This window comes from Vibrio jasicida 090810c, from assembly GCF_002887615.1.
Lineage (GTDB): Bacteria > Pseudomonadota > Gammaproteobacteria > Enterobacterales > Vibrionaceae > Vibrio > Vibrio jasicida.
Genome location: NZ_CP025792.1, coordinates 2,977,632 through 2,990,741, shown reverse-complemented (window position 1 = coordinate 2,990,741; position 13,110 = coordinate 2,977,632). Strand labels below are relative to the sequence as shown.

11 protein-coding genes are annotated in these 13,110 nt (G+C 44.0%); 9 read left to right on the top strand and 2 right to left on the bottom strand.

Annotation, left to right across the window (positions count from 1 at the left end; genetic code table 11):
* The first annotated feature begins 86 nt into the window (after nucleotides 1-86).
* The 8 genes from C1S73_RS14300 (at nucleotide 87) to C1S73_RS14265 (ending at nucleotide 9,425) form a co-directional block, all read left to right on the top strand.
* Nucleotides 87-950: a LysR family transcriptional regulator gene (locus C1S73_RS14300; protein WP_038865937.1), complete on the top strand. Its 864-nt coding sequence runs from the start codon at nucleotides 87-89 to the stop codon at nucleotides 948-950.
* A 101-nt stretch (nucleotides 951-1,051) separates the two neighbouring features.
* Nucleotides 1,052-1,777 carry a transglycosylase SLT domain-containing protein gene (locus tag C1S73_RS14295; protein WP_227740518.1) on the top strand — a complete coding sequence of 242 codons (726 nt, stop codon included), beginning with the start codon at nucleotides 1,052-1,054 and terminating at the stop codon, nucleotides 1,775-1,777.
* 153 nt (nucleotides 1,778-1,930) lie between these two features.
* The gene (locus tag C1S73_RS14290; protein WP_038865934.1) at nucleotides 1,931-3,622 is read left to right on the top strand and encodes an AMP-binding protein; all 1,692 of its coding nucleotides are present in this window, start codon (nucleotides 1,931-1,933) and stop codon (nucleotides 3,620-3,622) included.
* A 332-nt stretch (nucleotides 3,623-3,954) separates the two neighbouring features.
* On the top strand, nucleotides 3,955-4,590 hold the full coding sequence (locus tag C1S73_RS14285) for a response regulator transcription factor (RefSeq protein ID WP_038865932.1): 636 nt from the start codon (nucleotides 3,955-3,957) through the stop codon (nucleotides 4,588-4,590).
* A gap of 206 nt (nucleotides 4,591-4,796) precedes the next feature.
* Entirely contained in the window at nucleotides 4,797-5,390 is a 594-nt protein-coding gene (locus C1S73_RS14280; protein ID WP_038865931.1) for a hypothetical protein, read from the top strand.
* 95 nt (nucleotides 5,391-5,485) lie between these two features.
* Nucleotides 5,486-6,169 carry a fimbrial biogenesis chaperone gene (locus C1S73_RS14275; protein ID WP_038865930.1) on the top strand — a complete coding sequence of 228 codons (684 nt, stop codon included), beginning with the start codon at nucleotides 5,486-5,488 and terminating at the stop codon, nucleotides 6,167-6,169.
* 10 nt (nucleotides 6,170-6,179) lie between these two features.
* Nucleotides 6,180-8,570, top strand: a complete 2,391-nt coding sequence (locus C1S73_RS14270; protein ID WP_038865929.1) for a fimbria/pilus outer membrane usher protein — start codon at nucleotides 6,180-6,182, stop codon at nucleotides 8,568-8,570.
* Between the two features lie 3 nt (nucleotides 8,571-8,573).
* Nucleotides 8,574-9,425: a hypothetical protein gene (locus tag C1S73_RS14265; RefSeq protein ID WP_038865928.1), complete on the top strand. Its 852-nt coding sequence runs from the start codon at nucleotides 8,574-8,576 to the stop codon at nucleotides 9,423-9,425.
* Nucleotides 9,426-9,488: 63 nt separating this feature from the next.
* On the opposite strand, the gene C1S73_RS14260 is transcribed toward C1S73_RS14265, so the two are convergent.
* Nucleotides 9,489-9,698 carry a DUF1127 domain-containing protein gene (locus tag C1S73_RS14260; protein ID WP_038865927.1) on the bottom strand — a complete coding sequence of 70 codons (210 nt, stop codon included), beginning with the start codon at nucleotides 9,696-9,698 and terminating at the stop codon, nucleotides 9,489-9,491.
* Between the two features lie 97 nt (nucleotides 9,699-9,795).
* Here C1S73_RS14260 and C1S73_RS14255 point away from each other — a divergent pair, with 97 nt between their 5' ends.
* Nucleotides 9,796-10,722 carry a LysR substrate-binding domain-containing protein gene (locus C1S73_RS14255; RefSeq protein WP_038865924.1) on the top strand — a complete coding sequence of 309 codons (927 nt, stop codon included), beginning with the start codon at nucleotides 9,796-9,798 and terminating at the stop codon, nucleotides 10,720-10,722.
* A 117-nt stretch (nucleotides 10,723-10,839) separates the two neighbouring features.
* On the opposite strand, the gene fusA is transcribed toward C1S73_RS14255, so the two are convergent.
* Nucleotides 10,840-12,927, bottom strand: coding sequence for an elongation factor G (gene fusA / locus C1S73_RS14250; RefSeq protein ID WP_038865922.1), 2,088 nt, complete (start codon nucleotides 12,925-12,927; stop codon nucleotides 10,840-10,842).
* Nucleotides 12,928-13,110 lie beyond the last annotated feature (183 nt).

Here is a 13,110-nt window from a genome sequence, read left to right as displayed (position 1 = left end):
GTCACACTTAGCTAAATTGTTAGTTAAGCCTTCTTCATACCCATTAAGCTAAAACTTAAGGACTAGAGGAAAGAGGAAGCACCTCGATGAAACTGCCCTTCGACAATCTGATCTCTTTTCATGCCGTGATCACTTATGGTTCTTTCAGCAGTGGAGCGAGAAAGTTAGGTAAGTCTCAATCGACGGTAAGTGGTGCGGTGAAGAGCTTAGAAGAGGAGCTAGGCTATCTGCTAATAGACAGAAGCAACAAACAAGTTGAACCAACAGAACGGGGAAAGAAGATCTATCAGCTGGCAACGCCCATCATCAACAAGTACAACGAACTGAGCCAAATCGCCGAATCCCTGTTGAGAACTGATCTATACCATATGCGAGTCGGCATTGATTCTCTGGTGTTTAACAACGAAGTCAAAAGTGCACTCATTGAGTTCTCAGAAGCCTTTCCTGAAATTGAACTTACTGTCGTCACTAAACCAAGTCGAATTCTGGGTCAATACGTCAATAATAACCAAATCGATATTGCCATCTGCAACCCTTATCACCGCACCAAATTAGACTTTAATATTGATGAGCTTTTTACCGTCAACTGCAATTGGATTGTGCATCGAGAGTTAATTCAAGAGGGTAAGCCCACTGAGTCTCGACTACTCTTATTGGATGGGTGCGAAGATTTGATCGACCTTTCGAATGTAGCCAAAAACAACATGTGGATACTCGATGACATCAGTACCATCATGGAATTGTGTATTGCTAAAAAAGGCATGGCGTTCCTTCCGCAACATACGATTGATAACTCCATGCATCAGGGGGTGTTAGCAAAGGCCCCCAGCGAAAGTGCGTTATTTGGGAAGCAGCTGTACGCCTCGTTGATTTGGCCAATACACTCTGACTACGGCAAATACCATCAATGGTTGCACGATAAATTAAGAAAAGGGCACAAACACTTTTAACCGGAGTCGAGATGTCTTTCTACTCTCCATTATTCAAAAACCACCTTCTCATCGTCTTGAGCAGTGTTTTGCTTTATGCCTCTTACCCAATTCAAGCAAAAATGACTGCGGTAGACAAAAACTCCGTTGCTCAACAAAATCGGCAATCATTGAACAATAAGAAGCTCAGGCTAAAACCTGCTCCAACCGCCTCTACCAGTTCAAGAAATCACGTTATTGAACTTCGAGGAAAAAATACGCCTTCTTCCCAAACCGTTTATTCGTTCATCAAAAAGCCAACATCGCCTGCCGCGTTACAGTATTTACCCACCATCGTCGCAGCATCAAAACAATGGCAGATTGATCCTGCTCTTATTCTTGCTGTCATTCATACGGAAAGCGCATTTAACCCCAATGCGGTATCTCATGCCGATGCAATTGGCTTGATGCAGGTGATGGAAAACGGTGGAGCATTAGAAGTCTCTCAGCAGCTCTATTTTGGCCGAAGGATAGAAAGAGAAGCATTGTTTGAGCCTGAGTTTAATATCGATATAGGCACGGCATATTTACATATTCTCGAAACGGAGTATTTACACGCTATTCACTCAGAAAAGAGTCGAACCTTACTCGCAATTGCGGCCTACAACTGCGGTTTATCGAATTTAATGCGCTACTTGTCTTATACACAGTCCATTCCAAGTTTTACTAAAGAAATGAATAAATTAAATGATGAAGAAGTCTATTTTCGACTGACACAAGCACTGCCAATTGAGGAAACTCGGCTCTATGTCGCGAAAGTGATGAAGCTTTATCAGCACTATAAAAAGCACCTCACCAATACACCTTAATGATGGACTTAACCGTACTTTGGCCCAAAGAATCGATAAGCTGTGATCCTTGACAGCAAGTTACTGTTTTTTCTCTCCCCAAATAATCATACTCATGCTATCGTTAACATTACATTAACAACAACAAACCTGCGATTAACATGGAGTTAGAGAATGATTCAGCCTAACGAGTTAAGTGAGCAGACTTGCGCTCTCCCACCACCAAATGAAATGATTCTCAAATGGGCAGCGGAGCGCCCAGATGAAGTCTACTTAAAACAAATCATCAACCGACAGTTTGTTGAGTTCACCTACGCCGAAGTGGCCGACCAAGCACTAAAATTGGTTACCGCTTTGCGCAATTTGGGGATTCAGCCGGGCGATAAAGTCGCGCTGGTTTCAAAAAACTGTGCCGAATGGTTTATCTGTGACCTTGCCATGATGCTCGGCGATTACGTCAGCGTACCTATTTTCCCGACTGCGGGTGCAGATACCATTGAGTACTGCCTTACACACAGTGAAAGTAAAGCGATCATAGGCGGTAAGTTGGATGATCCGGCCGCGACCCAACAAGTCATTGACGCCATGCCTGATGTGATCAGCATTGCTTTACCTTACGATACCGCGCCGAAGTGCCAACATCAATTTAAAGCATTGATCGCTAATGCGCAGCCGAGTGAGGAGCGTCCTCAGCACTACGATGATAAGCTAATGTCTCTGGTTTATACATCTGGTACTTCTGGCCTGCCTAAAGGCGCAATGCTGACCTATGGCGCGTTCAGTTGGTCAGTACAACAACTGATCAACCATATTGGTATACAAGAAAACGATCGCTTGTTCTCTTACTTGCCGCTTGCGCACATTACTGAGCGGGTATACATCTTTGGTTCGTCAGTCATGGGTGGCGTAACGACTGCTTTCCCAGAGTCACTCGATACTTTTATCGAAGACGTGAAGATGCACCGCCCTACGCTGTTTATCTCCGTGCCACGCTTATGGACACTGTTCCAACAACGTATTCAAGACAAACTGCCACAGAAAAAACTCAATATTCTGTTGAAGATTCCTTTCGTCAACTCTCTTATTAAGAAGAAGCTGGCTGACGGCCTTGGCCTTGATCAAGCACGTGTATTGGGATGTGGCTCTGCGCCAGTATCTCCTGCCTTATTGGAGTGGTACCGCAGTGTCGGCCTCAACATTACCGAAGCTTGGGGCATGACCGAATCTTTCGCTTACAGCACACTAAACTATCCGTTCCGCGCAGATAAGATTGGCTCGGTCGGTAATGCAGGCCCTGGCATTGAACTTAAAATCGCTGACGATGATGAAATCATGGTTCGTGGTAACGGCTTATTCTCGGGTTATTACAAAAACGACATCGCAACTCAAGAGTCATTTGACAGCGATGGTTGGCTGCATACAGGCGATATCGGCTTTATTGATGCGGAAGGCTACCTCACCATTCAAGGTCGTAAAAAGGACACCTTTAAAACCGCCAAGGGTAAGTTTGTTGCTCCAGTACCAATTGAGAATAAGCTCTTTGAGTACAGCCGTGTAGAAATGATGTGCTTGATCGGCTTAGGTCTGCCTGCACCGATTCTGTTGGTCGTGCCACATGACTTCCCGAACTTTGATCGAGAGCGCTACGCTCGTACCACTCGTAAAGTGATTGAGAGAATGAACCAAGATTTAGAGTCTCATGAACAGATTAAAGGGGTATTGATGATCCAAGACCCGTGGAGTATAGAGAATGGCGTGCTCACACCAACACTCAAGATAAAACGTCATGTGCTTGAACAAAAGTATCATGAAATTGGTCACAACTGGCCGAAAGGCGATCTCGTTGTTTGGGAAGAAGATTTGTAATTATCCTTCCTAACTCACCCCAATATCACCCCTGATGCTGACAAAGTTGCGCATCAGGGGTGATTCTTTTCATACCTTTTCATACTCCGCCCGCTCTAGCTTCACCGCTTATTTTCCTAACTTATTGTCTTATCGATATTTGTATTCTAGTCATTTGGTACTAACCTTTTTTAATACAGGTGCACATGATTTGTTAGCGTAGTTTTGCTTACAACAATATGAAAATGCATGAATCATATGCCGCAGTCTATTCGTTAAATACTTTTATACATCAACGCGTTGAGAACTAGGTTAATAAAAAATCAAAGACTAGACCTACAGGAATATTTGCCATGGAATTCAGTACTCAGCATTTTGTTGTACACCTTTTAAGTCGAGATAATTCATACTCTAGGGTGATTCGCGACTTGATTAAGGTTTCCTTTCCATACGTCAACTTCGTCAATAGCGACCGCTTCACCCAGTTGGATGAAAACAGTCTCAACTCAATCATATTGTTCGACGTACAGACCATGCCATGCCCTAAGCGATATGGTATTGCGCCTAACGAACGAGATGAAAAATGGATCGCCGTTAATGTCAGCTCCCAAACCTCATTAGAGTGGCTAGAAAAAGGCTACTCAGGGCAGATTTGCCATGGACTGGAACTGCTTCCCAAAGCCGTCTCTGCGGTCGCAAATGGCGATGTTTGGTTCCCGCGCCACATCTTAAATAAAGCCATTCATCACTACCAACAGGGGACTGAAAACCCTGTCGTCGCGGCCGAAGAGCTTAGCTCTAAATTCTTGCTTACCAAAAGAGAGAGTGAAGTGTGCAAACTCATGCTTCAAGGTCTCTCTAATACGCAAATCGCAAGACACTCAAATGTGAGTGTGAATACGGTCAAAACTCATGCGTCCAACGTATTGCATAAATTAGATGTGCATTCTCGCTACGAGTTAATGGCGATGGCAAAAGATCAGTTCTAAGCTAACTATAAGAAATAAAAAAGGATTATTGATTAGTTCAACATTAGTCAGGGTGTAATCAAATAGAGTTGAACCAAGTTCACCCCTTTTTCACCCTAACTAATAACATCACCTCACCTTTGTCGGTGAGGTTGAGAGACTCCTCTCCTCATAAGCTAGTAGAGCGATGCAACGATATGCATTCATTACTAACGAGGGATTGAGTTATGAAAAAGTTACTTCTTGCTTCAGCTGTAGCTGCAGCTGCTGCTTCACTTTCTTTTGGCGCTTCTGCGGTTCAGTTTAACAACCCAGTAGACTTTACAACGCTGAGCAAAACTGACCAAAAAACGATTCGTATTGAAGGTCGTGTGCCAAAACGTTGTTTACTACGAATCGGTAAGAAAGATGTGAAAAACAATGTTCTGCGTAAAGCAAACAAAGTGCACTCAGATTCGTGGGATAACGGGTTCAACAACAAGAAAGTGTTAGTTGGTAACTTACGCGCTTGGTGTAACTACGGTACTGATTTGGACTTCTCAGTAACTGCTTACAAACTTCGCGGTGTTACTAAACACAATATGGGCATGAAAATTAACTATAAAGTAAAAATTGGCTCTGAAACCGTTGCGAACACTAAAAACCACCATGGCATGGAGCAAATGGCAACTCCGCTTCCATCAGTTGGTGAGCACTTGGTGAACAAGATCAACAAGCATCCAATTTACGTGAAACCTGAAGATTCAGGCTTTGCACGAGCTGGTAAATATAAAGGTCGTATCAAAGTAAGCCTTGCTGCATCAGGTCCAGTAATGCCTTAACCGAACGACATCTTTATAGATAATATCTTTTAAAGGTAAAGGCAAAAAAACTTGGCTCGGTTATCGAGCCAAGTTTGTTATAGGGAGATAAATCTATGGCTAGGATCACCACTCTTCTCTTTTCTTTATTGTTCAGTTCTGTCTTATTTGCTTATGAGGTAAGTCCGATTTACTTAGAGCTTGATGATGTGGGACGGGGTTCCCAAGGGCTTTATAAAGTAACAAATGTAGAAGAAGAGCCCATTCTGCTTGAAGTGAGTGTCTATCAAGCTGATTTCTCTAGTGGGGAGGAAATCTTAACGCCATCAGAAGAGGACTTCTTAGTTCTCCCACCTCAAGCCAAAATCGATGGACAAAAATCACAAACATTCCGCGTCCGTCACATGCCGAAAGGTAACATCAGCCAGACAGTCACCTACCGAATTATCTTTACTCAGATTGAACTTGAAAATCAGGTCGAAGACGAGACGGATGACAGTTCGATCTCAATGCTATTAGAGTTTGCGACCCTTGCCTTCGTTTCACCAGCATCCAGCAAATCCATTCCAAAAGCGTCGATTCAAAATAACCAAGTTGCGTTAACCAACGATGGCAAACGCGTACTGAATATGAACGGGATGGAATTCAATTTCTCCGGAGGCAAGTCAAACGAGACTATCGATTGGGAAGTGTTGAGCAATAAGAGTAGTGCTTATTTAATGCCGGGGAGCACGGTGAAATACGCCCTTCCTAGCAAGTTAGGACAACCAAAGAAAGTCACCGTAAAAACATTAGACTAATGAGGTTTTCATGAAGAATCTCATTATAGGCCTTATCTTCTTGCTGACCTTGCAAACTGCAACTGCTCAAAGTTGGTTGTTTCCATTTCCGTTGATATGGGGAGAAAGGACCCTTGGAGAAATCGATGCGTATTCGGATGGGATCACAGTTGGCTCCATCAATGTAGAACAATTGACACAAGCAACTGAGCAATTAGTCAATGCTGGTACGCTCGACGCCCTCCGAAACTTACCAGATGAGTATGTCACGGTCGAGCAATTGAAGCAGATGGGAATAGCAGCAGAATTCAATTCATCAGATCAAAGCATCAACCTCGTGATTGATGAATCCGCAGCGGCTGATTTCCTGCTTTCTTTCGGCAGTAAATACGAGCCTGCGCAATATTCAGAGAGTGCATTTTGGACCATGCAAAACACTTTCAATGCCAGTACTGATTACACCTTGTTTAGCGATTCAGACAGTGAAAATACGCAGACATGGTTAGGAGAATGGTTGGTGAAGGCCAACATAGGTGGGGTTCGTGGTGCCAATATCGACGTCTCGGGTTTTATTACTGGTGGCGACGATATTGACTCTGACGTTTATCGTGGAGAGGCAAGACTCTTCTTCGATGAACCGAGCACGCCTTGGCGTTTAACCTTCGGTGATGTGACTCAAACCAGTGCCGGTCATTTGCCTAGTACACCGTTAGGCGGCGTTGCATTTGAACGTTTGTATCAAGACCTTCAACCAACTCGCAATATTCAAAATGGTGGTACACAACCTTTAGTGCTTAACGAAAGTGCTGATGTGGAGATTTACATCAATGATATTTTCCTCACCGAAATCCGACTTCCACCAGGCCGATACACCCTTGATGACCTTCCGTTGGTCTCTGGCACTAATGATGTTCGGTTAGACATCAGTTATCAATCAGGCCGCACAGACACCATTGTTTATAGCCAATTTTTCAATTCTCGCCTACTGCGTGAAGGCATCTCTGATTTTGGATTTTACTCAGGACTGATTTCGACGATTGAGGACAACAACTTCAAATACGATGATGAGCAATGGGTAACGTCTGGGTATTACGATTATGGTATCAGCGATACCTTAACGCTTGGCGTAAACGGCTTGTATCACCCAGATGGGCAACAACTTGGTGTTATCGCTACCATTGGTTCAGATTGGGGGAATTTGGGGTTAAGGGCCTCCGCTCAAAACAACAAACCCAATGATGAAACTGGCAGCATTTACAGCCTGGATTACTCTCATCAACTTTGGGGAACGGACAGTTATGGCTCACCAAACTTTCGCTTAGGTGCTGAATATCAAGATCAGTATTTTTCACTGCCTTGGCAAATTGGCCCTTCAGCGACAGGGTTACGAGTGTTCTCTAACTATGTATTTACCATTACGGATGATCTCAATCTCATCTTAACTGGGGACTATCGTGATTTTGAAGAAGAGGAAATTGAATGGCTAGTTTCGTCAGAAATTGCGTGGCAATGGTATAGCCTCTCGCTCTCTGCTGGTGTAGAAAAAGAGGAGAACCCAAACGACAATATTGATGAAACGCGCTTCACCTTCTCCGCGGATTGGGATTGGAATTCGGTTTCTGGGGAATATAACGCCAATGTTTCCTATTCGAATGAGCCCGATACTTATCGAGCACAATTCCAACGTCCATCCGATGATTACACTGGCAGCTATGGCTATGCTATGACCGCGGAAGGCGATGCAGATTCACAAACCTATTCCGTTGAAGGCGATTATGTTGCCAACCGATTTATTGCCGATGCCAAGGTCTTCCACCTAGAATTTGATAACGCAGACAGTTACCAAACGGCTTCCGTTCGCGCTAGTACGGCATTGACATTAGCAGACGGTAACTTGGCGTGGTCGCGCCCAATAAATGGCCCAGTTGCGATTGTCGCAGTTCATGAGTCACTAAACGCAGACGTCGAGATCAATGCTGTCGCGGATGATCCCGCAGAAGCCATATCAACTTCTACAATAAATAATGCGGTTCAATTGTCTGGTGGGCACCAGTTATCAACGATATTTATCAATGTGCCTGATGCGCCCGTCGGGTATGACTTTGGCGACAGTGAGTACAACATTACTCCAGGGTCTCAAACCGGACACCTCATAAAAATAGGGTCTGCGGCATCGAAAACCATCATTGGTACGATTGAACTTAGCCAGAATAAACCATTAAAACTATTCCAAGGTCAGTTAGTTGGACAACAGAAAACGTATGAATTTTTCACTAACCGATCAGGTAGATTTGTTGTAGAAGGCGTTGCGCCGGGCGATTACACCATCATGATAGATGGCTTCTCCCCAACGAAACTGAACGTCCCTGATACAAATGAAAATCTGATTTATCTACCCACTTTACTTATTAAAGAGGGATAAACAATGAAACACCTAATCAAACTCTCAGTGCTTGGTTTTGCCCTACTTTCCCATTCAGTCTGGGCGGAATGCAGTGGCAAATGGACGCTCAATGTCGACAGAAGTAACGTCGAATTTAAACGCGATTTAGGCGCTTATATACCCGTCTACCTTGAACTCTCAAGAGACATCCAACGCTGCCGCTTTCCGATGGCCATGGTCTCGGTTAACAATAAGCAATCTAGCTACTTGAGCTCAATAAGTGGAAACTTGCCCCTGACGATCTTAGACAAAAACTTTCGTCAATTAAGCCACTTTCCTAATAAAGGGTTCCAACTTCCACTTGATAATAGCCAGAGAACCAAGTTTTGGATTAAAGTCCCAGAGGCCAAAACATCTGCCTCTGGGAATTATACCGGCCTGCTAGAAGCCTCCATTTCACTAGATAGAAAAGAAGAGACCAAGAATGCAAAAGTAAAACTAAAGGTACCCGCCTTTGTCGCATTTAACTCTGCACCGAATACTCCCAACCTTCAGCGCTCCGGCAATTCAGGTTATCGCTTCCAGTTAGGTGAACTTGAATCCAACCGAACCTACCGGTCTGATTTTGATCTTCTGTCTAATTCAAACGTTCGCTTGGTCATTAAACAAAAGTATGGTGAGTTAAAACAAAAGTCAGAACCAGACTTTACGATTCCCTATACCCTCAAGTTTAACCATACCCAGGTAAACCAGAAGTCGGTTTATACCTTCTCTAATAATGAAGATACTAAGCGGTGGGGTTTACCTCTCGAAGTAACGCTAGGCAACATTGATTTTGCCCGTGCGGGAAGATACCAGGACACGATTACGGTAGAAGTGAAAGCGATGCCTTAAAGTGAAACCACCAAGTACAAAGCCAGCGGTGAATTGCCCGTTGGCTTTTTCTTTAGCTAGCGTTCAATCTCGCCAAAACGGTTTCTGAATTTCCTTTTGTACTTCACTTTCGTTGTAACCAATATCATCCAAAAGATGCTCTGGAAGGTCTGATAGATGACGCCGTGTACGGTAATTCTTTCTCCATACGACTAACTTGGAAAAGATATACTGAACTAAACGCTGACGTGGTTTCGAGGCCCATCGCCCACAAGTTTGTGCTGTATTGTTCATATCTCCTCCTTTTGATTCACATTGACCACTTAATAATCAACGACTACCCTGTAATGCTCAAACGATAGAATCTGACATTGAATTAAGGAAAACTAATGTGAAAGAGCGGATGCCACCATTACAGGGACTGTATTACTTCTATATCGCAGCAAAGGAAGGCAGCTTTAAAGTTGCAGCAACACACTTGTTTGTGACTCCAGCAGCGATTAGCCAACAGATACGTCAATTGGAAGCTTTTCTTGGTACCGATTTATTTGTGCGCCAACACCGTAAGATACTTCTCACTCCAGAGGGCAATTTGCTTTTTGCTCAAGCTGAACGAGGGTTTAATCACCTTCAACAAGGTGTGCGTTTGATTAACCAAGATCCCAACCCGAATCACCTCTCTATTTCAACCTTGCCATCTTTCGCCCATCATTGGTTGGTTCCTCGTATTACCGCTTTTCGACAAAGGCACCCTGAGTTATCACTACTGATGGAGCCCACCAATGAACTGGTATCATTTCAAGATAGTCAGATTGACCTGTGTGTTCGTTACGGCCGTGGCGATTACCCAAACTTAGAGTCTCAGTGGTTGATGGATGAGGCTTTTTATCCGGCTTGTCATCCCATTTATCAAAAGGAACACGGAATCTATCGGGTTGAAGATTTACACAAAGCAGAACTGATTGAGGATTTGTGGCCAGATTTAGATTGGTGTTTGTGGCTAGAGACACTAGGCCATAAGTCAGCCAAGCCAACCCTTAAATACAGTGGATCTCATTTAGTACTGGAAGGTGCACTGTCTCTACAAGGTGTCGCTTTGGTTAAGCACAGCTTGGCGTATCGTTATATTCAAGAAGGTAAACTGGTTCGAATTGGCGATATAGGAATTCAACCCAAATATGCTTATTACCTTTGCGCTCCCGCTGGTTACCTGAAACGACCAAAAGCACTATCGTTTAGCCAGTGGATAAAAGAAGAGATTGCTGAGTTTGAAAAGACCACGGTTAGAGACTTTGAGACCATAACCTTGGCTCAATAAAACTAAGATTTAATGACGAGCCCAGCAACAAGTACTGTTGATAGAAAGTGAGAGAACAGATAGTAAAAAGCCCCGCACTAGGCGGGGCTTTGAGATTTTAAAGAGTTAACTTAAGAATTACTTCTTACCGTCACGCTCTTTAACTTCTGCGATTACTTGCTCAGCAACGTTTGCTGGACATGCTGAGTAGTGTGCGAACTCCATAGAGAACTGACCACGACCAGAAGTGATAGTACGTAGGTGACCGATGTAACCGAACATTTCTGATAGAGGAACGTCAGCTTTAATACGAACGCCTGTAGTACCAGCTTGTTGGTCTTTGATCATACCACGACGACGGTTAAGGTCACCGATTACGTCACCAACGTTGTCTTCTGGAGTGAACACGTCAACGTTCATGATTGGCTCAAGAAGTTGCGCGCCTGCTTTAGGCATAGACTGACGGAATGCACCTTTCGCTGCGATTTCGTAAGCGATTGCTGATGAGTCAACTGCGTGGAAACCACCGTCGAATAGTTCAACTTCAACGTCTAGAGTTGGGAAGCCAGCTAGAACACCAGTATCCATCATTGACGCAAAGCCTTTCTCAACTGCAGGCCAGAATTCTTTAGGTACGTTACCACCAACAACTGTTGATTTGAACGTGAAGCCAGAGTTTGGCTCACCTGGTTTGATACGGTAGTCGATCTTACCGAACTGACCAGAACCACCAGACTGTTTCTTGTGCGTGTAGCTATCTTCAACTGGTTTAGTGATAGTTTCACGGTAAGCTACCTGTGGAGCACCTACTTCTAGCTCAACGCCGTAAGTACGCTTAAGGATGTCTACCTTGATGTCTAGGTGAAGTTCACCCATACCTTTCAGGATAGTTTCACCTGAATCTTCATCAGTCTCAACTTGGAATGATGGATCTTCTGCAACCATTTTACCGATCGCGATACCCATTTTCTCAGTAGAACCTTTGTCTTTTGGAGAAACAGCAATAGAGATTACTGGTTCTGGGAAGATCATAGCTTCTAGAGTACATTCGTGCTTAGGATCACATAGAGTGTGACCAGTTTGAACGTTCTTCATACCTACTACAGCGATGATGTCACCAGCTTGAGCTTCAGTAAGTTCGTTACGTTCGTCAGCTTGCATCTCACACATACGACCGATACGCTCAGTCTTACCAGTTGCAGAGTTAAGGATTGTGTCACCCTTCTTCATGCGACCAGAGTAGATACGGATAAATGTTAGTGCACCAAAACGGTCGTCCATGATCTTGAACGCAAGTGCTTTTAGTGGCGCGTCAGCGTCTACTGTAGCTACTTCACCTGTTGCTTCACCAGTTTCTGGATCTGTTAGAGGCTGAGGATCAACTTCGTTTGGAGCTGGTAGGTAATCTACAACAGCGTCAAGGATAAGTTGCATGCCTTTGTTTTTGAATGCAGAACCACAGAACGTTGGGAAGAACGCTAGATCACGAGTACCTTTACGGATACAAGTTTTTAGTTGCTCGATAGTCGGCTCTTCGCCTTCCATGTAAGCTTCCATTAGGTCGTCGTCTTGCTCTACAGCAGTTTCAACTAGCTCTTCACGGTACTGTTCTAGGTCATCAAGCATGTCCGCAGGAACGTCTTGGATTTCGTAGTTTTCTGGTAGACCTGTGTCATCCCAAACGTAAGCTTTACGGTTTAGTACGTCTACAACACCAACGAAATCGTCTTCACGACCGATTGGTAGAGTCATAACTAGTGGGTTTGCACCTAGTACGTTCTTAACTTGGTCAACAACGTTGAAGAAGTCTGCACCCATACGGTCTAGTTTGTTTACGAAGATCAGACGAGCAACTTCTGAGTCGTTCGCGTAACGCCAGTTTGTTTCTGACTGAGGCTCAACACCACCAGAACCACAGAATACACCGATACCACCGTCAAGAACTTTAAGTGAACGGTATACTTCAACTGTAAAGTCTACGTGTCCAGGAGTGTCGATTACGTTCAGGCGGTGACCGTTCCACTCACAAGTTACTGCTGCAGACTGGATTGTAATACCACGCTCAGCTTCTTGTTCCATGAAGTCAGTTGTAGACTCGCCGTCGTGTACTTCACCAGTCTTATGGATTTTACCAGTAAGCTTCAGGATACGCTCAGTTGTGGTAGTTTTACCCGCATCAACGTGCGCGAAAATACCAATGTTTCTGTATTTTGATAAATCAGTCATTGTCTTACTCTGTTAATAAGGTATAAAGTGCGCGCAGAGTATATCACAATCTGTCAAGACGGATACCTTTGCGTGCCATTGGAACAAAAAAAATTTTAACGTCGATTTTCCACCCTCAAATAATAGTCAAACTTCGCAATTTGTGTGCTTAATTCAAGAATAATGAGGATGGGTTCAACATTA

Excerpts from the sequence above, each read along its gene's own strand:
- C1S73_RS14275 (WP_038865930.1), top strand. The coding sequence starts at position 5,486 with ATGGCTAGGATCACCACTCTTCTCTTTTCTTTATTGTTCAGTTCTGTC.
- C1S73_RS14270 (WP_038865929.1), top strand. The coding sequence starts at position 6,180 with ATGAAGAATCTCATTATAGGCCTTATCTTCTTGCTGACCTTGCAAACT.
- C1S73_RS14285 (WP_038865932.1), top strand. The coding sequence starts at position 3,955 with ATGGAATTCAGTACTCAGCATTTTGTTGTACACCTTTTAAGTCGAGAT.
- C1S73_RS14265 (WP_038865928.1), top strand. The coding sequence starts at position 8,574 with ATGAAACACCTAATCAAACTCTCAGTGCTTGGTTTTGCCCTACTTTCC.
- fusA (WP_038865922.1), bottom strand. The coding sequence starts at position 12,927 with ATGACTGATTTATCAAAATACAGAAACATTGGTATTTTCGCGCACGTT.
- C1S73_RS14280 (WP_038865931.1), top strand. The coding sequence starts at position 4,797 with ATGAAAAAGTTACTTCTTGCTTCAGCTGTAGCTGCAGCTGCTGCTTCA.
- C1S73_RS14295 (WP_227740518.1), top strand. The coding sequence starts at position 1,052 with ATGACTGCGGTAGACAAAAACTCCGTTGCTCAACAAAATCGGCAATCA.
- C1S73_RS14260 (WP_038865927.1), bottom strand. The coding sequence starts at position 9,698 with ATGAACAATACAGCACAAACTTGTGGGCGATGGGCCTCGAAACCACGT.
- C1S73_RS14290 (WP_038865934.1), top strand. The coding sequence starts at position 1,931 with ATGATTCAGCCTAACGAGTTAAGTGAGCAGACTTGCGCTCTCCCACCA.
- C1S73_RS14300 (WP_038865937.1), top strand. The coding sequence starts at position 87 with ATGAAACTGCCCTTCGACAATCTGATCTCTTTTCATGCCGTGATCACT.